The organism is Lysobacter sp. (genome assembly GCF_035655815.1).
Taxonomy (GTDB): Bacteria; Pseudomonadota; Gammaproteobacteria; order Xanthomonadales; family Xanthomonadaceae; genus Lysobacter_J.
In genome coordinates, this window is sequence record NZ_DASRTS010000061.1 from 69384 (window position 1) to 94543 (window position 25160).

The following is a 25160-nucleotide window of genomic DNA, read 5'->3' on the forward strand; positions in this document are numbered from 1 at the left end:
GATGGATTCCCGCCTTCCGGGAATGACGGCAAAGGCGAACCAGCGCCAGCGCTGTGCACGTCGAGCCCATCCGCGACGGCCGCTTTGACCCGTCTGCTAACCTTTGGCGCATGCAGAACGCCGACGCACCCACCCCGCCGCCCCGCCTTGCTTCGCGATTCCGCGGCTTCCTTCCGGTGGTGGTGGACGTGGAGACCGGCGGCTTCGACTGGAACCGCCACGCGCTGCTGGAAATCGCGGTGGCCCCCATCGACATCGACGAGAACGGCCTGCTGGTCGTCGGCGAGATCACCAGCAGCCACGTCGAACCTGCGCCGGGGATGGACATCGACCCCAAGTCGCTGGAAGTGACCGGCATCGTGCTCGACCACCCGTTCCGCGATGCCAAGCCCGAGCGCGCCGCGCTGGAAGTGGTGTTCGCACCGGTGCGCGCGGCGCTGAAGAAGCACAACTGCCAGCGCGCGATCCTGGTGGGCCACAACGCGCATTTCGATCTCAATTTCCTCAACGCCGCGGTGAACCGCAGCGGCCACAAGCGCAATCCTTTCCATCCCTTCAGCGTGTTCGACACCGTGACGCTGGCTGGCGTGGCCTACGGCCAGACCGTGCTGGCGCGTGCGGTGCAGGCGGCCGGGCTGGACTGGAACAGCGAGGAACAGCACTCGGCCGTGTACGACACCGAACGCACCGCGCAGCTGTTCTGCAAGATCGTCAATGCATGGCCGTCGCCACTGCCGGGAGCCGCATCGCCATGACCGCACCGACCACGCCCATGCAGCGCATGCTGGCCGGCGAGTTGTATCGCGCCGACGATGCGGAAATCCAGGCCGCGCAGTCCGCGACGCGCGAGTGGCTGGTGCGCTACAACGCGGCGCTGGGCATGACACCGGCCGAGCGTCATCCATTGCTTGCGCAACGGCTGGGTGCCGTCGGTGCCGGCAGCGAGATCCGCCCGCCCTTCCACTGCGATTATGGTTTCAACATCCGGCTGGGCCGCGGCGTGTTTCTCAACTTCAACTGCGTGATCCTGGACGTGGTGGAAGTGGAGATCGGCGACGGCACGCAGATCGGCCCGGCGGTGCAGATCTACACCGCCGATCATCCGCGCGACCCGCAGGTGCGCCGCGAGGGCTGGGAATTCGGCCGTCCCGTTCGCATCGGCCGCAACGTGTGGATCGGTGGTGGCGCGATCCTGCTGCCCGGCGTGAGCGTCGGCGACGATGCGCTGGTCGGTGCCGGCGCGGTGGTGACACGTGACGTTCCCGCCGGCGCGACCGTTGCCGGCAACCCCGCACGGGTCCGCGTCCCCCAGCCCTGATACCGCCGGCAAAGGCGCAATCGCGTGCAATCGCATGCGCGAAGCGCCGTGACATCGTGCGGCCGTCCGTTGCAGCGCAGTTCTTAAAACCGTTTTAAAGCGACGCTGCTGGAATGCTCCATCGCGGATGGACGCATCGCCCGGTCTTTCGGCCGATGCGATCCTATGCACACCCCCACCGGCATCCGTAGCGCGGCCTTGCGTCGCGCGCGGCGTCGTCAATCGGAACCACCCATGAACCGTACTGGATGGCTGCTTTCGGCCGTCATCGCCTGCGCGTGCGCCGCGCCGGATGCCCAGGCACAGGGCCGCGAGGCCTGCAAGCACGGCCGCACGCGCCTGCCTCCCATCGTCAACCTGCGCGTCGACAACGACCTGCTCGGCGGCCAGGACCAGGGCTACAGCAACGGCGTGCAGCTGACGCTGGTCTCCCCCAACCTGCGCGACTACACCGACGACCCGTGCATTCCGCGCCTGGCGCGCTGGGTCAACCGGCACCTCAATGCGCTGCAGCCGGCGACGTTCGAGCAGCAGAACATGATCGCCACGTTCTCGCAGGGCATCTTCACGCCCAGCGACTTCACCCGCGCCGACCTGATCGAGGACGACCGTCCCTACGCGGCCGCGCTGCTGGTCGGCCTGGGCTACAACGCGCGCGAAGGCGACCGCCTGCGCACCACGCAGTTGCAGTTCGGCATCGTCGGTCCGGCCGCGCTGGGCGAGCAGGCACAGGACGCCGTGCACCAGATCACCGGGAGCGAGAAGTTCCGCGGCTGGGACAACCAGTTGGAGAACGAGCCGGTGTTCCGACTGATCCACGAACGCATGCTGCGCTTTTCGTCGAGCGATGGAGCGCGCGGCTGGGGCTGGGACACCATCACGCACTATGGTGGCAGCTTTGGCAACCTGGCCACGTACGTGAACGCCGGCGCCGAGTTCCGCTTCGGCAAGAACCTGCCCGACGACTTCGGCAGCACGCCGCTGCGTCCGGCGGGCGAGAACACCGCGCCCACTCGCGAGCCGCAGAGCCAGTACACGCCCGGCGCGCACATGTTCCTGACCATGGACACGCGCTGGGTGTTCTACGACATCACTCTGGACGGCAACACCTTTCGCGACAGCCACAGCGTGGACAAGCGCAACGCGGTGGCCAACATCGGCTATGGCGTGGCGGTGATGTTCAACCGCTGGAAGTTCGCCCTGGCCCGCTACCACGGCACGCGCGAATTCGACGGCCAGCAGGAAACGCCGGTGTTCGGCAGCTTCACCATCAGCCGCGCGTTCTGATGCCCAAAGCCCCTCTCCCACCGGGAGAGGGGTTGGGGTGAGGGTTGGGACGTGCGATGCACTAATGCCCACCGCCAACCCTGCGCCGTGCACTTCCCTTTCGCAGAAGAGCAACCCCTCTGCGCGATCACCCGTCAGTCGTCATCCCGGCGAAAGCCGGGATCCATTTTTGGCTCGCGGTGAGCGTTGAAGAGAAGATGGATTCCAGCTTTCGCTGGAATGACGGTGGTGTGTGACGCCGCTGCGGTCTGCGGGGGCTACGGGCTCGCCAGCTTCAATCCGACCAGGCCGGCGACGATCAACCCGACGCTGATCAGCCGCAGCGCGTTCACTGGTTCCTGGAACAGCACGATGCCCAGGATGACTGTGCCGACCGCGCCCACGCCCACCCAGATGGCATAGGCCGTGCCGACCGGCAGCGACTTCATGGCGATGCCCAGCAGGCCCAGGCTGATCGCCATCGCGGCGACCGTGCCCACGGTGGGCCACAGGCGGGTGAAACCGTCGGTGTACTTGAGCCCGATGGCCCAGCCCACTTCGAACAGGCCGGCGAGTACGAGGATGATCCAGGGCATGGCAGCGTCTCCAATCGAGGGTGGGGCCGTCCCCGGACGATGATGGAGAGGCGGGGTCGTCCCCGCTTCCTGCGTGTGGGCCGATTATTTCACAGCCGCGGTTGCGGCGGGTTTTCGTCCACGCAGATGACGTTGCGGCCCTGGTTCTTGGCGCGGTACATCGCCGCGTCCGCGCGCTCCAGCAGCCGAGATGGCGTGTCGTCCTGCCGGCACTCGGCCACGCCGACGCTGAAGGTGACCTGCAGTCCGGCCACGCCGGCCCACTGCGCGTGCGCACGGAACCGCTGCTGCAGCCGCTCGCAGATGGCGATGGCGGCGTCCAGCGCGGTGTTGGGCAGCAGCAGCGCGAACTCCTCGCCGCCCAGGCGTGCCAGCAGGTCGGCATCGCGGCAATCGGCGGACAGCACGCGCGCGGCTTCGCGCAGCACCTCGTCGCCGACCGCGTGCGAGTGCGTGTCGTTGATGCGCTTGAAGTGGTCCAGGTCGATCAACGCCAGGCACAGCGGGTGGCCACCGCGCTGCGCTACCGCGACGTCGCGCCTGAGCACCTCGTCGAAGCGGCGACGGTTCGGCAGTCCAGTCAATGCATCCTCGCGTGCCTGCCGGCCATAGGCCTCCGCCTGGCGGCGCAGGCGTTCGAGCAGTTCGGTACGGTCGCGATCGACCGCCATTAACCGCTCGGCCTGTGCCTGCAGGTCGCGCGTGCGTTCGGCCACCAGGCGTGCCAGGCGCTGGTTCTTGGTGCGATAACGCGTGAGCAGGTAGCGGTACAGCGCGAACAGTCCGACCAGCACCACCAGTGCGAACGCAGCGCGCAAATCGCTGCGCTGCCACCACAGCGGCTCGACGGTGAACGCCCAGCGCGCGATCTGCGGGCTCCAGTCGCCGCCCGGATGCGCCGCCGCAATCTGCAGCACGTAGCTGCCCGGCGGCAGGCTGAGGAATTCCACGTTGCGCTGCGCCCCGCGATCGATCCACTGCCCGTCCAGGCCGATCAGGCGCGTGCGGTAGCGGATGCGCTCCGAGAGCAGATAACTGAGCCCGGCATACGAGACGGTGATGCGCTGTCCGCCTGGCACGTGCGTGGCCGACAGCCACGGGAATGCGCGACCGCCCACCTTCACGTCCTCGATCACCGCCGGCGGTGCGATGCGGTCGATGTAGCGACGCAGCCGCACGGGATCGACCATGCTCACGCCGGCCGCCGTCGCCAGCCACAGCGTTCCGTCGCGACGCAGGATTGCCGACGGTGCCGACGAACCATTGCCCTGTGCGCTGGCAAGGCCTTCGGTCTCGGTGTAGCGATCGGCATGCACCGGAAGTGCGCGACCGTCGGCGGCGTCGTGCAGCGCCTGCATCGACACGCGCAGCACGCCCCGGTTGCTGGTGATCCACGCCTGGCCGGTGCGGTCTGCGACGATCTGGAACACCGCATCAACTGGCAGACCCTGCTCCAGGCCGACGCGCGCCAGCGTGCCGTTGCGATAGCGGTACAGGCCGCGGTCTGTGGAGATCCACACGTCCCCGCCGATGCCCTGGAAGCCGAACACCGAGCGCGCACCGCCCACGCTTTCCACGTCGACGCGTTCGACGCGACCGCCACGCAGCACGCTGGCGCCTTCGACCGAACCGATCCACAGCGCATCGCCGATGCTTGCCAGCGCGGTGATCAGCCCGTGCGGCATGCCGGGCACGTCGGGCGCGGGCTCGGCGCGCTGCGCGCCCAGTCGCATGACGCCGCGCCGCGTACCTGCCCACACCGTTCCGTCCCGGCCCACCGCAATCGCACGCACGTGACCGGCCGGGATACCGTGGTCCTGCGTGTAGCGCTGCGGCGGCAGTCCTTCGCGCAGGCGGAACACGCCGTCGGCGAAAGTGCCCGCCCACACGTCGCCATCGGCGCTCTCTGCCAGGCTCAGCACCGAGATGGCATCTCCGCTACCACCGTCCACCGGCACGCGCTGAATGAAACCGTCCGCACGCATGCGGTCCAGTCCGCCACCGCCGCCGATCCACAAATCGCCGTGGCGGTCTTCCATCACCGCGCGCACGTAATCGCCGGACAGGCCGTCCTTGCGCGTGTAGCTGCTGAAGAGCGTCTCGCGCAGGCGGAACAGCCCGCCGTTGGCGCCCACCCAGATGCTGCCTTCGGCGTCTTCGACCAGACTGGCGATGCGTCCGTTGGGAAGTACGTCGCCGGCCGGCATACGCTCCACGCCGTGTGCGCCGATGCGGACCAGGCCGCTGTTCTCGGTACCCAGCCACAGGTCGCCGTTGCGGTCGCGCAGCATCGCGGTGAAGTGGCCGATGCCCGGCAGGCGATGCGCCAGCACGACGCGACGGTCGCGCACCTGGTAGATGCGCTCGTCGGCCGTGAGCCAGAGCGTGCCGTCGGCCGCGCGGTACGGCCAGACCAGACCCGCGGGCAGGCCGAAGCGCGGTGGCGCGCGATGCCAGCGTCCGTCGGGTTCGCGGATCGCCAGTCCATCGAGTGTGCCGACCCAGATGCGGTCCTGCGCATCGATCGCGATGCGCGGGAAGCTCGCCGGCAGCGGGACGTCCTTCGGCGGCGCGAAGTATTCGAAGCGTTCGTCCGGGCCCAGCCGGCCCATGCCGTGGTTTTCGAACAGCAGCCAGAGGTAGCCGCGGCTGTCCATCGCCATGTCGTGGATCAGTGCCTGCGGCCAGTCGGCGCTGCGTTCCCAGTAGCGCCAATGGCCGTCGGCCTCGCGACGGCCCAGGTTGCCGCGCGAATCGCTCAGCCACAGCCGGCCGTGCGGATCGACGTACAGCGAGCCGATGCCGTTGTCGCGCAGGCCGGGAGTGGTGGCCCGCGAGACCACGGTGAACTCGATGCCGTTGTAGCGCACCGCGCCTTCCCAGGTCGCGAACCACAGGTGCCCTTCCGGCGTCTGCGCGATGTCGCGCAGCGAGTTGTGCGGCAGGCCGTTGCGCGAGGTCCACGCATCGACGACGTAATCGCGCAGCGGCGGTGGACCGGACGATGTGGCACCCGCGGCGGCGAGCGGACACGACGCGCAGGCGCAGACGACCAGCGCGGCCATCCACCGTCGCCAATCGCGCAGCCGCCCCTGTATGCCCCCTGCCCGCATTTTCCCGACCCTGAACGTGCGCAGGCCTTATCGGCCGCGCAGCGGCAGACTTAAGTGCGCTGCCGCACCGCTTCGAACAGGGTCACGCCTGCCGCAACGGAGACGTTCAGGCTTTCCACGCCGCCGCCGTCCCCGCCGGGCATCGGAATCTTCACCAGCCGGTCGCAGTTCTCGCGCGTCAGGCGGCGCAGGCCGTCGGCCTCGCCACCCAGCACCAGCGCGACGTTGCCGGTCAGGTCCACCGAATACAGCGAGTCCTGCGCCTCGCCCGCCAGTCCGTACAACCACACGCCCAGTTTCTGCAGGTCGCGCATGGTGCGCGAGAGGTTGGTCACGGGAATCACCGCGACGCTGTCGGCGGCTCCCGCCGAGGTCTTGCGCACGGTCGCGTTGACCTGCACCGACTTGTCCTTGGGAATGATCACCGCGGTCACGCCGGCCGCGGCGGCGCTGCGCAGGCACGCGCCGAGGTTGTGCGGGTCCTGCACGCCGTCGAGGATCAGCAGCAGCGCGCGGCCTTCGGCGCCGTCCACCAGCGCTTCCAGCTCGTTCTCGTTCCAGGTCTTGGCCGCTGCATAGCGTGCGACCACGCCCTGGTGGCGCAGGTTGCCGACCACGCCGTCCAGCGCCTGCGTGGCGACGCGGCGCACGTCGATGCCGTGGCGGCGCGCGTTGGTCTCGATGTCGGCCAGGCGCGGATTCTTCGCCCCGGCCTCGATGAGCACCTCACGCACGTGCTCGGCATCGTGTTCGACCGCGGCCGTCACCGCGTTGATGCCGGCGATCCACTGTTTGCTGCTCATCTGCTGCCTTCAGGCGTGACGAAAGTCGCCATTCTACCGGCGCGGCCGCCCGGCCCGCCGGGGGCCGGCGGACCGTCCCCGGGGCCTAGTACTTCTGCTTCTTCCGGCGCGCGGGCTGGCCCCGCGGCGGCAGCGGCCTGACGCCCGGCGCACCGGCCCGGCCCGGCTCGACCAGGCGGAAGTCGATCTTGCGCTCCTCGACGCTGGCCTTCATGACCACGATGCGGACGCGGTCGCCCAGGCGGAATTCGCGGCCGGAGCGCTCGCCCGACAGCGTCTTGCGGATCGGATCGAACTGGTAATAGTCATGCGGCAGCTGCGTGACGTGCACCAGGCCGTTGACCTTGGACTCGTCCAGTTCGACGAACAGGCCGAAGCTGGTCACGCCGCTGATCACGCCTTCGAACTCGCCGCCCACGTGCTGTTCCATCCACGCGGCGCGGTAACGCTCGTCGACCTCGCGCTCGGCCTCGTCGGCGCGTCGCTCGCGCTCGGAGCACTGCAGCGTCAGCGCGGCCATCTCGCTGGGCGAATAGCGGTACTTCTCCGGCTTGCCGCCGGCCAGTGCGTGCTTGATCGCCCGGTGCACCAGCAGGTCCGGGTAGCGGCGGATCGGCGAGGTGAAATGCGTGTACGCCTCCAGCGCCAGGCCGAAGTGGCCGACGTTGTCGGTCGAATACACCGCCAGCGACTGGCTGCGCAGCAGGACCGATTCGATCAGCGCCGCATCGGGACGATCGCGGATCTTGCGCAGCAACGCCGTAAAATCGCGCGGCTCCACGCGACCCCAGGCCGGCATGCGCAGCTTGAACTCCTTCAGGAACTCCTGCAGGTCGGCGTACTTCTGCTCCGGCGGACGCTCGTGGATGCGGAACGGCGACGGCACGCGCTGCGCCATCAGGTACTTCGCCGCTTCCACGTTGGCGGCGATCATGCATTCCTCGATCAGCTTGTGCGCATCGTTACGCTGCAGCATGCCGGCCTGCACGACCTCGCCCTTCGGGCCGAGCACGAAACGCACTTCGCTGGATTCGAACTCCACCGCGCCGCGACGCTCGCGCGCCTTGGCGAGGATCTGGTACAGCTGGTGCAGCCGCTGCACGTTGGGCAGCAGCGAGCCGATCTGCGCGACCGCCTCGGCCTTGTCCTCTTCCAGCACGTCCTCGCCCACCGCGTTCCACACCTGCGTGTAGGTCAGGCGTGCGTGCGAGTTCATCACCGCTTCGTAGAACTTCGAGCGCGTCACCTCGCCTTCGCGATCCACCTGCATGTCGCAGACGAAGCACAGGCGGTCGACCTTCGGGTTGAGCGAGCAGATGCCGTTGGACAGCGTCTCCGGCAGCATCGGCACGACGAAGCCGGGGAAGTAGACGGACGTCGCGCGCTTCTGCGCTTCGTCGTCGAGCGCGGTGCCGGGTCGCACGTAATGCGAGACGTCCGCGATGGCGACCACCAGGCGGAAACCGCCGCGGTTGGGTTCGCAGTACACCGCGTCGTCAAAATCCTTCGCGTCCTCGCCGTCGATGGTGACCAGCGGCAGCTCGCGCAGGTCCACGCGCCCCGCCACCATCGATTCGTCCACGGTCAGCGGCACCGCGGCGGCTTCGTCGAGCACGGCCTGCGGGAATTCGTGCGGGATCTCGTGCCCGTGGATGGCCGCCTGCACGGCAAGCGAAGCGGTGAGCCTGTCGCCCAGCACGGCCAGCACGCGGCCGATCGGCGTGCGCTGCGGCCCGTGCTCGTCGGGCGCCTCGATCAGCTCCACCACGACCAGTTGGCCGTTCTGCGCGCCCAGGCGCTCGTCCTGAGGCACCTGCACATTGCGCTGGATGCGGCGGTCGTCGGGCACCACGTAACTGATGCCCGCCTCCAGGCAGAAGCGCCCGATCAGGCGGTTGAGCCGGCGCTCGAGCACGCGCAGGATCGCGCCTTCGCGGCGACCGCGCCGGTCCACGCCGGTCACGCGCGCCAGCACGCGATCGCCATGCAGGGCCTTGCGCATTTCCATTGGCGGCAGGAACAGGTCGTCGCCGCCCGAATCCAGGCGCAGGAAGCCGAAGCCGTCCGGGTTGGCGATCACCACGCCCGGCAGCAGGTCCAGCTGCTGTGCCGGCAGATACTCGCCGAGGCGGTTACGCAGCAGCTGGCCGTCGCGCACCATCGCCGACAGCCGCTTGCCGAGGGCATCGAACCGGTCGGGCGCGCTCAGCTGCAGGAGTTCGGCCAGCGTTTCCGCCGGCATCGGGCCATCGGCGCGTGCCAGCGTCTGCAGGATCACTTCGCGGCTGGCGATGGGTTGCTCGTAACGCGCGGCTTCGCGCTCGGCGTACGGGTCGTGGAAGCCGAGGCCCGACTCGCCACGGTTTTCGCTTCGACCGCCCCGGCCCGCGCGGGCCATCGGCGGCGGCTCGGGCATCCAGCCCGGCCGCTTCGCGGCCTTCCTGGCGCCGGCGTCGCGGGCGGCGCGCGTCGACTTCGATTCACTGCCCGCCTTGCGCGCGGTGGTGTTGCGCGACGTGGAACGGGTACCGGACTTGCCTCGACTCGGGGTCTTTCTGCTCATTCAGGCATGGTCGCACATCGGCATGAATGCGGTGTCGCGGGAACGTGCACGGCTACGCGATACCGCGCCCCGGCAAGCCCAGGATCGCGTCCAGCTCCGGCTGCACGAACGGGTCCGGTGGGCGCGTCGCGCGACACATCCAGGTCTCGTGCGTGAGTTGCCTCTCGATGTCGAACCCGGCGCTGCGCGCCATCGCCAGCACGCAGGCATTGTCGGGCGCCCACCAGTTGGTGGGATCGCCGGCCAGACGGTGTTCGATGAAGGCCATGCGCGGCCAGCCGCGCGACTGCAGGTGGTCGCGCTGGTCCAGGCCCAGGTCGCGTGGCGTGTCCATCTGCTCGCCGCCCGGCATGGTCATGGTCTGCAGCACGAGCCGGTCGCGCGTCTTGCGCCGGAGGATGTCGAGCGCCAGCAGCGGATGGCGCAGGTGGTACAGCACGCCCATCAGCCATACCCAGTCGAAGCTGCCCGGCAGCGTCGCCGCGTCATACGCCTGCATCCGGTGGAAGCTGACGCGATCCTCCAGGCCATACTGCCGTGCCGCCCAGCGCGCCTGCGCCAGGTAATGCGGGTCGATGTCGATGGCGGTGACCTGCGCGCCGCGCCGGGCCAGTTCGAAGCTGTAGAAGCCGGCGTTGCAGCCCACGTCCAGCACGGTCAGGCCGTGCAGGTCCTGCGGAATGTGCGGCGCGATCTGCCTCCACTTGAAGCTGGGGAAATCGCCGAATTCGTGCTGCGGCGCGGTCTGCATGCCGCCGGGCAGATGCAGGTTGTGGAACCAGGGACCGAGTTCGCGGATCGCCTGGTCAACGCCGGAAGCATGTGCTTGCGTCATGGGTCCTCCATGGCATTTCGCGCGCCGCGTGGCGCGGATCATTCGCGCGCGACGAACTTGAAGAAGCGGCTCTCGTCGCCGTCGGCGGTCTTGTCCTGGTAGAGGAACTGCAGGTTCTCCGCGTCGAATTTCTCGAAGAACTCCTCCCAGCCGATTTCCTCCAGGTCCTCGTCGTCGCGGAACATGATCCGCAGCAGGCCGGCTTCCTCGCCACGCTCGGCGGTGCCGCGCACGCTGGCCGGCTTGCCGCCGCGTTTCTCCGCCCAGCGGCGGATCTCGTCATGGTCGGTGGTCTGTCTGGATGAATGAGCGCTCATGTGCATGCCTCCTCGCATGGGCGACGCGCGAACGGCGTGCCGCCGCGCGTTCGAAATAGCCGTGCAGCGCCTGCGCCCGATGCGCAGGCGTGTGCCGGGCCAGGAACCGTCGGCGCGCCGCTTCGCCGATGCGGCGGCGCGTCTCGTCGGGGATGTTGCCGAGCCAGTGCCGCACCTGGCTGCCGAATCGCGCGATCAGGATTTCCTCGTCCGGGCGGAACAGTTCCTCCAGGCCCGCCCAACTGTCGGACACGATGGTCGTGCCGCAGGCGGCGGCTTCGAACAGCCGCACGCTGGGCGAATGCCCCATCGCGACCATGTCCGCGCGGGTGACGTTGAGGGTGAAGCGCTGGCGGTTGTAGAAGCGGCGGTGTTCGGACGGCGGCAGGTGTTCGATGCGCTCCACGTTCTGCGGCCAGCGGATCGTGTCCGGGTATTGCGGTCCGGCCACCACGAACCGGTCCTCCGGCCGTTCGCGCGCCGGCGCCAACAGCAGTTGTTCGACGACCGGCTGCCGGTCGTCGCTGTAGGTGCCCATGTAGCCCAGGTCCCAGTCTGCCGGCGCTTCCTCTGGGAAATAGCGGTCCGGATCGGCCGAGCAGTACAGCGGCGCCGCGCGTGGCGCGCCGTACTGCACTTCCAGGGTGCGCAGCGCGAGGCCGCCACTGAAGGACAGGTACACGTCGTAGCCGCGTATCTGCTCCGGCGCGAGGTACCTGCACCGACGCGCCGCGAGTGCCGCCAGCGTCACCGGCGTATCGATGTCGTAGAACGCGGTCACGCCGCGAGCGGTGCGCTGCACCCAGTGCCCCACGTCGATGCCATCGGGTACGTAGGAGCCAACGATGACCAGGTCCGCCGAAGCGACGGCCCCTGCATGCCGGTCGCGCAGTTCGTCGAGGTTTTCGTACAGCGCAAGGCGGCCGGGCAGTTCGTCCGGTGCATCCTGGTTGTCGGCATACCAGCGCACGTCCCGTTCCAGAAACAGCACGCGGTCGCCGCTGGCCTCCAGGGCGCGCAGCAGGGCGCGATAGGTGGTCGCGTGGCCGTTGCCCCAGGCCGAACGCAGGCTCAGGCCCAGCACCACGATGTCGAGCGCGGAACCCATCACGCCGCCACGCGCAGGCGTGCCTCGAGCAGTTGTTCCAGCTGCACGGCGCGATGTGCGTACGTGTGCTCGCGCAGCAGGCGCGCACGCGCGCGTTCGCCGATCTGCCGCGCCTGCACGGGACCGATCGCGCGCAGGTGCGCGTTGACCTGTTCGGCGCTGTCGGCAATCAGCACTTCACGGCCGGGCTCCAGGAACATCTCGATTCCCTCCCACGCGTCCGTCATCAGGCACGCACCGGCACCGGCAGCCTCGAACACCCGCGTCGGCGGCGAGAAGCCGAAGCGCGCCATGCTGTCTCGATTGATGTTGAGCACCATGCGCGCACTGCAGTTGAACGCATTGTGGTCGCGCGTGGACACATGGCCCAGGCGCACGACGTTGCTGCTCAGCTCGACGTCGTCCCAGCCGCTGCCACCGAGCAGGAAATCGAACTCCGGCGCCTGCCGCGCCGCATCCAAGAAGAAGCGGTGCACGCGGGCCTCGCGGTCCGGCAGGCGGTTGCCGAGGAACGCCAGGTCCGCGGCAAAGCGCGGATCGGGCGCCACAGGCGCATGCGTGTCGGGATCGAGCGCGTTGTAGACGGGATGGCATTCGCGCGCACCGAGCTGGCGATACGCATCCACCACGCGCTGTCCGCCGCCGTAGGTCAGCACCATGTCGTAACGCGGCACATGCGCGCGCAACGGATCGCGAACATCTGCCTGCATGCGCTCCAGCGTGGCGGGTGCATCCACATCCCAGAACGCGACGCGCGTCGACGCGCTCTGCAGCGACAGCACCTCGCGTTCGAGGAACTCGTCGTACACGCCCACGCCGCTGGCCTTCACCACCAGGTCCGCACCGCGGGCCCGCTCCAGCGCACGTGCGGCTTCGCCTTCGTCCGTGCCGGAATACACCACCACCTGCGCCCATGGCGGATCGTCCATGTCGCGATGCTGTTGTCGCTCGAACGCGTCCGGCTCGAAGAATGTGACCCGGTGCCCGCGGTGGTGCAGTGCGCGCACGATGCCGCGGTAGTACGTGGCCGCGCCGTTCCAGTACGAGGACACGAGGCTGGAGCCGAAGAAGGCGACGCGAAGTGGGCTAGGCATGGATGAGACTCCGGGATGGCTGGGAGGAACCGCGCTGCGACGGTGTCGCGTCCAGCGTGGAGAGGATCGAAAGCAGCTGATCGACGCGATGGCCGCAGGTGTGGCGCGCGAGGATGGTCGCCAGTCCATGCGCCGCCAGTTCACGTGCCTGTTCGGCATCACGCAGCAGCGTCTGCAGATGCCGCTTCATCTGCGCGCCGTCGCGCGCGACCAGGTAGTCGCAGCCCGGCGTGAACAGGCCCTCCGCGTCATCCCAGGGCGCACACACCAGCGGGATGCAGCAGGCCAACGCTTCGAACACGCGGATCGTGGGAATGCCCGGCAGCAACCCGACGTATGGCCGCCGTGGCACATGCACCGTGACCTGGAAGCGGGCGAACGTTTCCGGCACGAGGTGGTTGGCCAGCCAGCCACGGTAGTCGATGCCCGCCGCCGACAGCTTCGCGAGCGCGTCGGCCGGATACCGCACGCCGTGCACGACGGCCTGCAGGTGCAGCGCCAGCACCGGATCGATCAGGAACTCGTGCAGTTCCGCCGCACGCTCGTCGTCGCCCCAGTTGCCGATCCACACCAGGTCGGCCCGCTCGGCGTGGAACGGCATCGGCCGGAACGTGCGCACGTCGGCCGCTTCGTGCCAGGTCCATGCATGCGCGCACCAGTCGCGTTGCAGGTAGCGCTGACGGATGGCCTCGCCAAACGCCAGCACGCCGTCGTAGCCGCGCAGGTCGTAGCGCTCCATCTCCCGCGGCGCACTCACGGATCGATGGTGCGTGTCGTGGAAGAACACCCGGCAGCCGCGCGGCGCATGCGCGGCGACCGCGCCCACCAGTGAGGGCTCGTTCCACTCGTGGACGATGGCGACGTCCGCATCGTCCAGCGCCCGTTCCAAGTCCAGCGTGGATCGGTCATAACGATGGCTGCGCAGATGCGGATGCTGCGTCTGCCATTCATCGATGGCCGCCTGCCCGTGCTCGGCCACCAGTTGTGTGGCGCTCCACGCATCGTGGGGTTCGTACACGTCGACGATATGCCCGCGCGCCTGCAGCTCGGCGACGATGCCGCGCAGGAAGTGCGCATTGCCATGGTTCCAGTCCGAGACCAGCGAGTGATAGAACAGGACGAACTTCATGCGGCGGCTCCGGCAAGCGTGTCGGGGACAAGAGCGGATGGCGAGAGCGAGGCGCGCGAGCCCATGGCCATGTAGTTGCGGCGATAGCGCGCGGCCATGAGCGACGGGTCGTAGCGGCGTGCGCGAACGCCCGCCCGCCGCGCCATGTCGCTGCGCAGCGTGTCGTTGTGGATCAGGCGCAGGATCGCCGCGGACAATGCGTCCGGATCGTCGGGATCGACGAACAGCGCGGCATCGCCCCACACTTCGCGCAGGCTGGGGATGTCGCCAAGCACCAGCGCGCAGCCGTGCTGGGCCGCTTCCAGCACGGACAGGCCGAAAGGTTCGTAGCGCGCAGGCAACGCGTAGATCCAGGCGCGCGCCATCCAGCCGGACAGGCGCGAAGGCGACAACGGTCCGAGTGAGTGCGCGCGCAACGTTGCGGCCGGACCACGGTCGGGATGATCCACCGCCCCGGCGAGATACACCGACCACGGCAATTGCTGCGCGATCGACGCCAGTGCGCCGAGGTTCTTCGCCTCGTCCCACAGGCGGCCCGCACCCAGCACGAATGGTTCTTTTGTCGCCCTCATCCCGGAGGGCGGCGTACGCCCGTTGTGGATGACATCACACGAAGCGATCGGACCATGCTGCGCAACCAGCGCATGCAGCATGGCGCGGCTTGGCGCGACGACACGATCCGTCGACCGCAGGCTCGCTCCGACGCATTCGCGATAATGGTTCCACTCGGCGGGCGCAGACTCGCCGTGCACCGCCTGCCACCACGAGCACACGCACGAATGCGCGCTTAGCAGCACCGGTGCAGGCCAGGCGCGGTCCGCCAATGCAAGGTCGTTGAGATGGATGACGTCCGGCGCGAACGAACCCGCGAGCTCACCCAGCCATTCGGCCGCTTCGTCGAGGTCGTGCCATGGGTCGCGCATCCACACGAGCCGGTAGGCGCGTGCATGGAATTCCAGACCGTCGAGGGCACGCGCCTGCTGTCGTTGCGTTGCGCTGGGCGCCTGGCCCATCGCCGCCAGCAATACGCGGTCGCCCGCGGCCGTCAGTTGCGTGGCCAGTTCGATCGCGAACGGCCACACGCCGCCGACGGTGTCGGCGGTGATCAGGACGCGCAGGCGGCGCTCAGCGTCCATAGATGGCATCCACGGTGCGCGCCACCTGCACCAGGTCTTCGGCGGCAGGATCGAAACGACCGCCGCGGCGCAGGCGCTCGGCCCATGCGACGAGCGTGCGTCCGCCCCATGCGTCCGGCGGTGCGGCCAGGCAGGTACGCGCGGTGCCGTCGAAACGTTCGACCGTGAAGTCGTAGAACGAGCCCGCGACGTTACGCAGCATTGCGCCGCCACGCGTGCCATGGAACGCCGCCTGGATCACCGCATCGCAGCCGGCCGCCAGCCGCCATGAGCACGTCATCCGCACCTGCGCTCCGTTGTCGAGGGCCCACTGCGCCGAGGTGTAGTCCTCGACGCGGTCCACCGGGCAGGTGAGGCGCAAACCTTTCGCGTAGAGCGCGGCGTTCATGCCTGCATGTCCCGAGCTGCCGCAGACCCATTGCGCGAGGTCCACAAGATGGATGCCCAGGTCCATCACGCAGCCGCCGCCTGACTGGGCGAGCTCGTAGAACCACGGCTTGTCCGGCCCGTAGGCGTTGTGGAAGACCAGGTCGACGGCATACACCTCGCCCAGTTCGCCGCTGCGCACGACTTCGCGTAGCTCCGGCATGCCACGGACGGCGCGGTAGCTGAAGTCGACCTCAAGCAGGCGATCGGCCGAACGTGCAGCCTCCACCACCTGACGGGCCTCGTCGGCGGTGCGCGTGAGCGGCTTCTGGCAGAACACCGCCAGGCCGCGTTCGAGTGCGGCGATGGCCTGCAGCGTGTGCGCGCCGCTGGGCGTGGCGATCACCACGCCGTCCAGATCGTCGCAGGCGAGCAGCTCCGCCACGCTTTCGCACTGCCGTGCATCGGGTGCGTGCTCGGCGGCCTTCTCGCGGGATGGTGCATGCGGATCGGCGATGGCGGCCATGGCGGCCACGCCACTGTCGGCCAGGACCTGCATGCGCTGGCAGCCGATCCAGCCGACACCGAGGAATCCCAGGCGCGGCGCGTCGTGTACCTGCAGTCGTGCGTTCATGCGGCCACCGTCGCTTTCAGGAATCCGTCCGGCCGCGACGACAGCGCTTCGAACGCCTCGTCGATGCGGTCCAGCGGATATCCGTGCGTGAGCAGCGGAAACGGATCGATCCGTCCCTCGTCCACCGCACGCATCGCTTCATGCAGGCCGCGGAGGGCCACGGCGCGGTCGCGTTCGTGTGCGTTGATGACATCCAGGCCGCGCCAGTTCCACTGCTGCATGTCGACCTGGCGCGGACCGTCCTGGTGATAGCCGGCGATGACCAGACAGCCACCCTCGGCGCTGATCGCGCTGGCGATGTCCAGCGTGGCCTGTTCGCCTGCGGCTTCGATCACGCGCACGCATCCGCCATGGCTGAGTTCATTGACGGCACCGATCGCCGCCTGGGCATCGTCGGTGGACAAGGTGGCGCTGGCGCCGCAGCTGCGTGCCACGTCCAGCGCGAAAGGACGCCGCGACAACGCGATCACCTCCGCGCCGGCATGGCGCGCCAGCTGGATCAGCAGCGCGCCGACGAAGCCGACGCCGACCACCGCGATGGTCTGGCCCGCGCGGATGTCGCTGCGGCGCCAGATGTTCATCGCGCATGCCAGCGGTTCGCCGGGCAACGGGCGACCCGCGGCGCTCGCGGGCAGGCGTGCCAACGCATCGGCATCGGTCACGTCGTACTCGGCATACGCGTTGCCGGAGAGCAACGCCACGCGATCGCCTTCCTGCCATTCGCCCGCGCCGTCGCCGACGGCGTCGATCTCGCCCCAGCCTTCATGCCCCGGCGCACCGGGTGCCATCGGATACTGGAACCACGGCCGGCCCGACCACACCGGCAGGTTGGACGCGCAGATGCCGCAACCGTGCAGGCGCACGCGCACCTGTCCGCGTCCGGGAACGGGACGCGGCGCGCGAGATAGGCGCACGCGGCCGTCGCCTTCGAACACCGCGGCGCGCATCGTGTTCATGCCGCGTGCGTCCGCCTGGCCAGGCGCGGCGCAGCGGCGATGCCCTCGTCGACCAGCCATGCATGCAGGCGCTCGATGCCGTCACGGGCATGCACGCGCGCACGCCAGCCGGTGGCGGCGGCAAAGGCCCGCGTGTCGGACACGTAATAGCGCTGGTCGCCGACTCGCCATGGCCCGTACTCGACACGTGGCATGCAGCCGGTGAGCGCGCCGATGACGTCCAGCACCTGCCGGACGCTGAGCGCGTTGCCGGGCCCCCCGCCCATGTTGAATGCGCGGCCCGCCAGCGCAGGCAGCTGCGCCTGGCATTGCAGGAAGGCATCGACCAGATCGTCGACGAACAGCAGGTCGCGTGCCTGCCGGCCATCGCCATATATCGTGATCGTCTCGCCGCGCAGCGCGCGGATCAGGAAATGCGCGACCCAGCCCTGGTCTTCGTTGCCGCACTGGTGCGGACCGTAAATGCAGCTCATGCGGAACAGTGCCGCCGGCAGCCCGAAACTGCGCGCGTGATCGAGCACGTACTGGTCCGCCCCGCCCTTCGAGCACCCGTACGGACTGTGGAAGTCGAGCGGCCGGTCCTCGGCGATGCCGCGGCTGCGCAGGGTCTCGTCGCGCGGGCGGTAATGCGTGTCGGTGGCCTCCATCTCCAGGTCTTCCAGCGCGCCGTACACCTTGTTGGTGGAGGTGAACAGCAGCGATGGCGGGGCGTCGAGGCCCCGCATCGCCTCCAGCACGTTCAGCGTGCCGCCCAGATTGATCTCGAAGTCCTCGCGCGGATCGACCAGGCTGGAGGTCACCGCCACCTGCGCCGCCAGATGGAACACCTGCGAAGCCTGTGCGACGGCGGCACGCACGCGTTGTGCGTCGCGCACGTCCGCCACTTCCACCTGCAGCCGTTCGCCATGGCGCGCACGCAGCCAGCGCAGGTTGCGCTCCACGCCGGGGCGCGAGAGGTTGTCGAACAGCAGCACGCGTCGTCCCTCTTCCAGCAGGCGCGCGGCCAGGTTGGTGCCGATGAATCCGGCGCCGCCGGTGATCAGCACCGGCCGCGGATCCAGTGGGCGCGAACCCGAGCCGCTCCGTGCGGTCGCGTCGGCGCGCGGACTCATAGCTGCAGCCCTCGGCGCTCGAGTTCGGCCACCGCGGTGTCGACGCGGTCCACGGCGGTCTGGTCCTGCATCCATCCGACCAGCTCCCGCATGCCTTCGGCCAGCGAAACCTGCGGGCGATAACCCAGCAACTCCCGCGCCAACGAAATGTCGGCGAAGCAATGGCGAATGTCGCCAGCGCGGAAGTTGCCGGTGATCTGCGGCGGCAGGTCGTCCATGCCCATCGCCTTGGCCATCTGCTCGGCGATGGCCGCGACCGTCACCGCCTGGCCGCTGCCGATGTTGATCGCGCGCCCGCTCGCCTGCGGTCGCTCCATGGCGAGGCGGCACGCGCGTGCCACGTCGCGTACATGCACGAAATCGCGCCGCTGCCTGCCGTCCTCGAAGATGCGCGGCGCCTTGCCGTTGAGATAGCGCGACGCGAAGATCGCCAGCACGCCGGTGTACGGATTCGACAGCGCCTGGCGCGTGCCATAGATGTTGAAGAAGCGCAGCGCGGTGGTGGGTATGCCGTAGGCCTGGCCGATGATCAGGCAGAGCTTCTCCTGGTCGAGCTTGGACAACGCATAGACGGACGTCGGCGCCGGTGTCTTGCCCTCGTGCGTCGGCATCGGTGTCAGCGCGTGACCGTCCTCGTAGAGCTCCCACTGGCCGCGCCGCAGTGCATCGGGGCTGCGCTCCGGCGGAGCGACTTCGCGCCCACGCGCGTCGGCGTACAGCCCCTCGCCGTAAACGCTCATGCTGGAGGCCACCACCAGCCGATCCACCGGCGATGAGACCAGCGCTTCCAGCAGCACCGCCGTGCCACGGTTGTTGATGTCGGTGTAATGCACGATCTCGTACATGCTCTGGCCGACGCCGACCGCAGCGGCCAGATGGAAGACCCGGTCCACGCCGTCGAGCGCCGCGCGCACCGCCTCGGGGTCGCGCACGTCGCCGCGGATCCGCTCGACCTCGTCCGCCAGATACGCCGGCCACGCGGGAGACTCTCCGTGCACCTGCTCGGCCAGTACATCCAGCACGCGCACCTGGTACCCGTGCGCAAGCAGTTCGTCGGCCAGATGCGATCCGACGAAACCGGCGCCGCCGGTGATCAGCACGCGCCCCCTGGTCGCGCTGCCACCGTTGCCATGGCCCTCACGCGACGTCATGGTGGACCTCCCGAGCGTCGCGACGCGCCGTGCGCGCGGCTTCCTCCTGGCGGAACCATGCGATGGTTCGACGCAGGCCTTCCTCCAGCGGCACCTGCGGCGACCAGCCCAGGTGCTCGCGCGCGACGGTGATGTCCGGGCAGCGCCGCGTGGGGTCGTCCACCGGAATCGGCTTGCGCACCAGCCGCGACGATGAACCCGTCATCTCCAGGATGCGTTCTGCCAGTTCCAGCACGGTGACTTCCTGCTGGTTGCCCAGGTTGACCGGGCCGGGGAACTCCCGCGGCATGTCCATCAGCCGCACGATGCCTTCGATCAGGTCGTCGACGTAGCAGAACGAGCGCGTCTGGCTGCCGTCGCCGTAGATGGTCATCGGTTCGCCGCGGATCGCCTGCACGATCAGGTTGGAGACCACGCGCCCGTCGTCCTCGCGCATGTACGGGCCATAGGTGTTGAAGATGCGCGCGACCTTGATGTCGGCGCCATAGAGCCGGTGATAGTCGAAGAACAGCGTCTCGGCGCAGCGCTTGCCTTCGTCGTAGCACGCCCGCGGACCGGTGGTGCTGACGGCGCCGCGGTACGACTCCTTCTGCGGATGCGTTTCCGGCTCGCCGTAGACCTCGCTGGTCGAGGCCTGGAATATCCGCGTCCCACGGCGCTGCGCGAGCTGCAACAGGTTCAGCGAACCTTCCATGCACGTCTGCAGCGTGTGCACTGGCTGAGCCTGGTAATGCACCGGAGACGCGCAGCACGCGAGGTTGAACACCACGTCGACCGCCGCGTCGTAGCGCCGTGTCACGTCGTGCCGGATGAACCGCAGGCGCCTGCGCGAAGGAAGGTCGCCCAGATTGCTCAGGCGTCCCGTCACCAGGCTGTCCAGCACGATCACGTCGTAGCCGTCGTCGATCAATCGCCGGCACAGGTGCGCCCCAAGAAAACCCGCTCCGCCAGCCACCAGGGCCCGCTTCCGCGATTCGTGTTTCGAACGAACTACGCCATCCATATTCTTTCCCTTCTCGGATTCGGACCTGCCGCTCGCGAGCCCTGTTCACTGCTGAATTCGGGCCGAGCGAGGCCATCGCCGTGAATGAAGGCCGGCGACGCTTCTTGCAGCAGATTGGTTGCAAAACATCCGCAGCGGAGCAGGCACGCATTGCGGACTTGTTCGGACGGGCGACGGGCAGGTTCCCGCCGCGGACCACTGGACTTTTCCTGCCCGGCGCGTCACACCGCCCGTCGACTGATCGACGGATGTCGGCCCCGGCCTTCCACTCTCACCCTTCTGGAAGCCGGCCGGTCCGCCGTGCGGAACAGGCTCTGGAACGTCTCTTCGTTTCGGCGGCCACCTCCGTCCAATGCGGTAAGACCGGCGGCCGTTCGACTACACAGGATTCGACTGCAAAGGTTTGGAATCGGTGTGTGCGAGTGGGACCGCCCGCTTCAGCTTCGACTGCAGTTTCCCATGTGCGGTTTTAAAGTCGCGAGAAGAAAGAAGCGACGAGGAGGCTACGTCCATTTTACAGTCGAGCACGCATGGCACGTCGCATGCACAAAGGAGAAGCGGGCACGCGATGTTCGTCCAGAATCGCAGCCTGCACGTGTACAGGAACAGGCCCACCGGGATGGCGTAGCGGACTCATGCGGACAGCTGTACGCCGCCTACGTCGTTGATGCAGACGATACGCACCCAGTCGTCGCCCAGGTCGATCACGCTGACCGAAGCCGGGTCGATCTGGAGGCGTTGCATCAGATCGAGCGGGATGCCGGCGTAGTGCGCTATGGCGGCACGGATCATGTCGCAATGGGTGAACACGGCCACGGTGCGCTGCAGGTATCGCGCGCGCAGGCGGTCGAGTCCGGCGACCATGCGCAGTTGTGCCTGCAGCATCAGTTCGCCCGAGGGCGCGCCGGCGCAGCTGCGCAGTTCGTTGAAGCGGCGGAACTGCTCATCGTTGCGTAACTCGTCGAACGTGCGACCGGTCCACGAGCCGAACTCGATTTCGAGGAAATCTTCACAGCGCTCGATGGGAATGCCAAGTAGCGTCGACAGTGGTCGTGCGGTTTCCAGCGTCCTCTCCAGCGGACTGACGAGGATCGCCGCGATCGGGACATGCGCCAGACGTTGCGCCAGCGACTGCGCCTGCAGACGCCCGGCCTCGTCGAGACTCACACCGCCCTTCCGCCCGCTCAGGCGAACGCCGGGGTCGGCAGTGGTGGCGTGTCGTATCAGCAGGAACCGGGTCATGCGTGCTGGTGGCGAGGGCATCGCGACCAGAATCGGCACCAACGTTGGACGGGATCGTGAAGATCGGGGTACTGACTTTCCATCGCTGCATCAACTACGGCAGCTACTGGCAGGCGCGCTGTCTGGTTGACGGGCTGCGCACCATGGGACACGAGGCTGTACTGCTGGACCACGCCTGCCCGCGGGTGGATCGCGCGGAATGGCGTTGCGCCCTGCGGCCAACCCTGCCGCAGCGAAGTTCGGCCACCGACCGTCGCGCTTACCGACGCAAGGTGCGGCGGTTCTTCCGCGCTTTCGCCGCGCTCCCGTTATCGCCCGCATTCAAGCTGGAGGACGCGCGGACATTGCCCGAATGCGACGCCGTGGTGGTCGGCAGCGACGAGGTCTGGAACCTGTCGCATCCGTGGTACGGCGGCTGCGCGTTGTTCTATGGCGAAGGGATCCGCGATCGCACGCTGGTGTCGTACGCCGCCAGTTTCGGGCATCACGATGTGTCCCAGGGGCTCGATCGCCAATGGTCGGAACGATTGCGGCGCTTCCAGCGCATCGCCGTTCGCGACGAGGCCTCGCGGCGGGCCGTACACGATGCGACGGGACGTGATCCACAGCTCGTACTCGATCCCTGCCTGGCGTTTCCGCCCGCACGGCGGCCGCAGGCATGGGCGGCCGGATACCTTGCGGTGTATGGCCACGGCTTCTCGCCCGCATTCATCGACGCGACGCAGCGTTGGGCGCGGCAGCGCGGCCTTCCCGTCGTCAGCATCGGCTATCGCAACGACTGGGCTGACGTGCAGTGGCTGGACGCCGGGCCGCATGAATACGCCACGTTCATTGCCCGCGCGGAGGCGGTGGTGACCAACTTCTTCCACGGTTGCGTGTTCGCGCTGCGCAACGACAAGCCATTCGTGTGCGAAGGCTCGTGGTATCGCGCGGTCAAGCTGCGCTGCCTGCTCGCACAGGTGGGCGACGAACGGCGCCTGCTCGATGCCGGGGCCACGCAGGCGGACTGCGACCGCCTGCTCGATGCGCCGCCGGGAATCGCGGTGAAGCGCTGCATCGAACGGCAGCGCGAGGTATCGCATCGCTACCTCGCCCGGGCATTGGCGGCATGAACACGCCAACGCTTCGCCCCCCGGACATGGTGCGTGCGGGCCTTTGCATCGGCTGCGGAAGCTGCGTGGCCCAAAGTGGCGGGCGCGGTGCCCATATGCGCTTCGACGTACATGGGCTTCTGCGCCCTGATGGCCCGAGAGGCTGGGATCACGCCGGCGCCCCGCACTTCGCGCACACCTGTCCGTTCTCGCCGTCGGCTGCGAACGAAGACGCGATCGCGGCTGAGTGCTTCCCGCACGCCCACCGCCACGACGATGCCACCGGGCGATTCGTGGCCGCCTACGTGGGCCACGTGGCCGAAGACGACTTCCGTCGCGACGGCAGCTCCGGCGGCCTGACCACCTGGGTGGCGCGGGAACTGCTGCGACGCGGCGACGTCGACGCCGTCGCACACATCCATCCAGTAGAGGATCCAGATCACGATGGACGGTTCTTCCGTTACCGCCTCTCGCGCACTGGTGACGAGCTGCGCAGCGGTGCGCGCTCCCGGTATTACCCGGTCGAGATGTCGGGGATCCTCCGCGAGATCCTCAGTACTCCTGGCCGATACGCCGTGATCGGAATTCCGTGCTTCATCAAGGCGGTTCAGCTGCTGCGCCGCGAACAACCGGTGGTACGCGAGCGTATACGCCACACGCTCGGCCTGTTTTGCGGTCACATGAAGAGCGCCCGCTTCGTCGAGAGCCTGGCCTGGCAGATGGGCGTGGGGTTGCAGGACGTCGAACGCGTCGAGTTCCGACGCAAGCTCGAAGGCCGGCCTGCCAGCTGGTACAACGCGGTGCTGACGCTGCGCGACGGTCGTGTGGTGGATCGCGACTGGTGGCATCTGGTGGACGGCGATTGGGGGGCCGGCTTCTTCATGGACGCGGCCTGCAATTTCTGCGACGACGTCATGGCGGAGACCGCCGACGTCTCGTTCGGCGATGCGTGGGTGGAACCGTATTCCTCCGACTGGCGCGGCACCAACGTCGTGGTCGTGCGCTCGCCGCGAATCGCATCGATCCTCTCGCAAGGGCTCGCCGAGAACCGCCTGCAGCTGACCGAGGTTGACGCTGACTTCGTCGCACGGACGCAGGCCGCCGGATTACGACAGCGTCGTGAAGGTCTGGCATACCGGCTCGCACATCATCGCGGCCCGATCACGCCGTTGAAGCGCGTGCGCCCCGACGCCGATACACCAACGTCGCAGCGCCGGCTGGTCTATCGCATGCGCAAGACCATTTCCGCATGGACCCATCGCGTGTTCCGGTTTGCACGCTCGTTTCGCGTCCGCGCCTTGTACATCGCATGGGCGCGAGGCGCTCTCACGACCTACCATGCGGTCGCCTATCGACGCGGACGCTGGGGCGCCCTGGTCAGCCGCCTGGGCCTGCGCTGACGCGCGTGTCTGCCCAGTGCGCGAGTTCGCGTGCGACACGGCCGATCACGCCTGCCCAGTCTCCCGACCGCTCCTGTCGGAACAGGCGCATCCGCGGATACCACGGCGTATCGTCGCGCCCGTCCATCCAGCGCCAGTCGGCCGGCGCGCCGAGCAGCGTCCAGACCGGCACGCCGAGCGCTCCCGCCATGTGCGCCGGCATGGAATCGATGGTGATCATCAAATCCATCGCTCGCACGATGCGCGCATAACCAGGCAGGTCGAACTCGCCATGCCAGATGCCGAACTGTCCGCGCCAGCCGGCCTCCGCGGCGAACGGCTGCAGGATGTGGAGAGAGATGCCGGCGACGTCGGCGATGCGTTCGATCTGCGCAAGCGGGATCGACCGTTCCGGTGCCCAGTCGCCAGCCCTCCACACCAGACCGACACGAGGACGTCCGCTTTCACCCAGTCGCATCGGCTCGACGTGCAGGTACGCCGTCCTGCCGGGCACCGTCTCCGGCGTGGTACGGAAGACATGCGCAAGCTCCATGATCTCGACGTCGACATCGCGATCCACGTCCGGGGCACCGTCGTGCAGCGGCACGAACCGGTCCACGCCGTCGATGCCTTCCAGCAGCGGCATCAGCGCAGGCTGCACCCACACAGTCACCTCGCCTGCAACCCGCTTCAGCAACGGCATGTAGCGGATGAACTGCAGCGTGTCGCCAAGCCCGTGATAGCAGTGCACCAGCACGCGTCGCCCCCGCAGCGACTGGCCCGTCCAGAGGTACTGCAGGTGGCGCGGCCAATGCCAGCACGGTTCGCGCGCACGCCGTGGCAGCTGGCTGTCGGTGATGCGCCATGCCAGCTCCCACTCGCCGCTGCGCATGTGCTGCAGCCACGCGCTCAACGGGTCCGCATCGCGCACGGCGTTCATGCGATACG

Annotated in this window: 22 protein-coding genes; 5 read left to right on the forward strand and 17 right to left on the reverse strand. The window is 68.4% G+C overall.

The genetic code is table 11. From position 1 onward, the window contains the following. The first annotated feature begins 110 nt into the window (after nucleotides 1-110). The 3 genes from rnt (at nucleotide 111) to VFE83_RS16215 (ending at nucleotide 2605) form a co-directional block, all read left to right on the forward strand. Nucleotides 111-755: a ribonuclease T gene (rnt, locus tag VFE83_RS16205; protein WP_324908038.1), complete on the forward strand. Its 645-nt coding sequence runs from the start codon at nucleotides 111-113 to the stop codon at nucleotides 753-755. Next, nucleotides 752-1318: a sugar O-acetyltransferase gene (locus VFE83_RS16210; protein WP_324908040.1), complete on the forward strand. Its 567-nt coding sequence runs from the start codon at nucleotides 752-754 to the stop codon at nucleotides 1316-1318. The genes rnt and VFE83_RS16210 overlap by 4 nt, the downstream gene beginning before the upstream one ends. 234 nt (nucleotides 1319-1552) lie before the next feature. Further along, entirely contained in the window at nucleotides 1553-2605 is a 1053-nt protein-coding gene (locus VFE83_RS16215) for a lipid A deacylase LpxR family protein (RefSeq protein WP_324908042.1), read from the forward strand. A 257-nt stretch (nucleotides 2606-2862) separates the two neighbouring features. Here VFE83_RS16215 and sugE read toward each other — a convergent pair whose 3' ends face one another. The 16 genes from sugE to VFE83_RS16295 form a co-directional block, all read right to left on the reverse strand. Then, complete coding sequence (sugE, locus tag VFE83_RS16220; RefSeq protein ID WP_324908044.1) at nucleotides 2863-3180, reverse strand: quaternary ammonium compound efflux SMR transporter SugE; 318 nt, start codon at nucleotides 3178-3180, stop codon at nucleotides 2863-2865. Between the two features lie 89 nt (nucleotides 3181-3269). Then, nucleotides 3270-6245: a diguanylate cyclase gene (locus VFE83_RS16225; protein WP_324908047.1), complete on the reverse strand. Its 2976-nt coding sequence runs from the start codon at nucleotides 6243-6245 to the stop codon at nucleotides 3270-3272. 98 nt (nucleotides 6246-6343) lie between these two features. Further along, the gene (gene rlmB / locus VFE83_RS16230) at nucleotides 6344-7096 is read right to left on the reverse strand and encodes a 23S rRNA (guanosine(2251)-2'-O)-methyltransferase RlmB (protein ID WP_324908049.1); all 753 of its coding nucleotides are present in this window, start codon (nucleotides 7094-7096) and stop codon (nucleotides 6344-6346) included. Between the two features lie 85 nt (nucleotides 7097-7181). Further along, the gene (gene rnr / locus VFE83_RS16235) at nucleotides 7182-9659 is read right to left on the reverse strand and encodes a ribonuclease R (RefSeq protein ID WP_324908051.1); all 2478 of its coding nucleotides are present in this window, start codon (nucleotides 9657-9659) and stop codon (nucleotides 7182-7184) included. 52 nt (nucleotides 9660-9711) lie between these two features. Then, nucleotides 9712-10494, reverse strand: a complete 783-nt coding sequence (locus VFE83_RS16240) for a TIGR04290 family methyltransferase (protein WP_324908053.1) — start codon at nucleotides 10492-10494, stop codon at nucleotides 9712-9714. Between the two features lie 38 nt (nucleotides 10495-10532). After that, complete coding sequence (locus VFE83_RS16245) at nucleotides 10533-10811, reverse strand: hypothetical protein (RefSeq protein ID WP_324908055.1); 279 nt, start codon at nucleotides 10809-10811, stop codon at nucleotides 10533-10535. Further along, nucleotides 10774-11919: a CgeB family protein gene (locus tag VFE83_RS16250; protein WP_324908057.1), complete on the reverse strand. Its 1146-nt coding sequence runs from the start codon at nucleotides 11917-11919 to the stop codon at nucleotides 10774-10776. The genes VFE83_RS16245 and VFE83_RS16250 overlap by 38 nt, the downstream gene beginning before the upstream one ends. Then, complete coding sequence (locus VFE83_RS16255) at nucleotides 11919-13013, reverse strand: CgeB family protein (RefSeq protein ID WP_324908058.1); 1095 nt, start codon at nucleotides 13011-13013, stop codon at nucleotides 11919-11921. The genes VFE83_RS16250 and VFE83_RS16255 overlap by 1 nt, the downstream gene beginning before the upstream one ends. Then, nucleotides 13006-14142 (reverse strand): CgeB family protein, encoded by a 1137-nt coding sequence (locus tag VFE83_RS16260; protein ID WP_324908060.1) that lies wholly within the window; start codon nucleotides 14140-14142, stop codon nucleotides 13006-13008. Before VFE83_RS16260 ends, VFE83_RS16255 begins: the two co-directional genes overlap by 8 nt. Beyond that, nucleotides 14139-15278, reverse strand: a complete 1140-nt coding sequence (locus VFE83_RS16265) for a glycosyltransferase family 4 protein (protein WP_324908062.1) — start codon at nucleotides 15276-15278, stop codon at nucleotides 14139-14141. Before VFE83_RS16265 ends, VFE83_RS16260 begins: the two co-directional genes overlap by 4 nt. After that, nucleotides 15268-16278, reverse strand: a complete 1011-nt coding sequence (locus tag VFE83_RS16270) for a Gfo/Idh/MocA family oxidoreductase (RefSeq protein WP_324908064.1) — start codon at nucleotides 16276-16278, stop codon at nucleotides 15268-15270. Before VFE83_RS16270 ends, VFE83_RS16265 begins: the two co-directional genes overlap by 11 nt. Beyond that, the gene (locus tag VFE83_RS16275; RefSeq protein WP_324908066.1) at nucleotides 16275-17234 is read right to left on the reverse strand and encodes an MDR/zinc-dependent alcohol dehydrogenase-like family protein; all 960 of its coding nucleotides are present in this window, start codon (nucleotides 17232-17234) and stop codon (nucleotides 16275-16277) included. Before VFE83_RS16275 ends, VFE83_RS16270 begins: the two co-directional genes overlap by 4 nt. Continuing rightward, nucleotides 17231-18346 carry an SDR family NAD(P)-dependent oxidoreductase gene (locus tag VFE83_RS16280; protein WP_324908068.1) on the reverse strand — a complete coding sequence of 372 codons (1116 nt, stop codon included), beginning with the start codon at nucleotides 18344-18346 and terminating at the stop codon, nucleotides 17231-17233. Before VFE83_RS16280 ends, VFE83_RS16275 begins: the two co-directional genes overlap by 4 nt. Then, complete coding sequence (locus VFE83_RS16285) at nucleotides 18343-19497, reverse strand: NAD-dependent epimerase/dehydratase family protein (protein ID WP_324908070.1); 1155 nt, start codon at nucleotides 19495-19497, stop codon at nucleotides 18343-18345. The genes VFE83_RS16280 and VFE83_RS16285 overlap by 4 nt, the downstream gene beginning before the upstream one ends. Then, nucleotides 19484-20500, reverse strand: coding sequence for a UDP-glucuronic acid decarboxylase family protein (locus VFE83_RS16290; protein ID WP_324908072.1), 1017 nt, complete (start codon nucleotides 20498-20500; stop codon nucleotides 19484-19486). The genes VFE83_RS16285 and VFE83_RS16290 overlap by 14 nt, the downstream gene beginning before the upstream one ends. Before the next feature lie 633 nt (nucleotides 20501-21133). Continuing rightward, on the reverse strand, nucleotides 21134-21742 hold the full coding sequence (locus VFE83_RS16295) for a histidine phosphatase family protein (RefSeq protein ID WP_324908073.1): 609 nt from the start codon (nucleotides 21740-21742) through the stop codon (nucleotides 21134-21136). A gap of 56 nt (nucleotides 21743-21798) precedes the next feature. Here VFE83_RS16295 and VFE83_RS16300 point away from each other — a divergent pair, with 56 nt between their 5' ends. Together VFE83_RS16300 and VFE83_RS16305 are read left to right on the forward strand one after the other, a co-directional pair. Then, nucleotides 21799-22854 carry a polysaccharide pyruvyl transferase family protein gene (locus tag VFE83_RS16300; RefSeq protein ID WP_324908075.1) on the forward strand — a complete coding sequence of 352 codons (1056 nt, stop codon included), beginning with the start codon at nucleotides 21799-21801 and terminating at the stop codon, nucleotides 22852-22854. Between the two features lie 272 nt (nucleotides 22855-23126). Continuing rightward, the gene (locus VFE83_RS16305) at nucleotides 23127-24233 is read left to right on the forward strand and encodes a Coenzyme F420 hydrogenase/dehydrogenase, beta subunit C-terminal domain (RefSeq protein WP_324908077.1); all 1107 of its coding nucleotides are present in this window, start codon (nucleotides 23127-23129) and stop codon (nucleotides 24231-24233) included. Here VFE83_RS16305 and VFE83_RS16310 read toward each other — a convergent pair. Beyond that, the gene (locus VFE83_RS16310; RefSeq protein ID WP_324908079.1) at nucleotides 24211-25152 is read right to left on the reverse strand and encodes a glycosyltransferase family 9 protein; all 942 of its coding nucleotides are present in this window, start codon (nucleotides 25150-25152) and stop codon (nucleotides 24211-24213) included. The two genes, VFE83_RS16305 and VFE83_RS16310, sit on opposite strands and share 23 nt — an antisense overlap. Nucleotides 25153-25160: the final 8 nt, after the last annotated feature.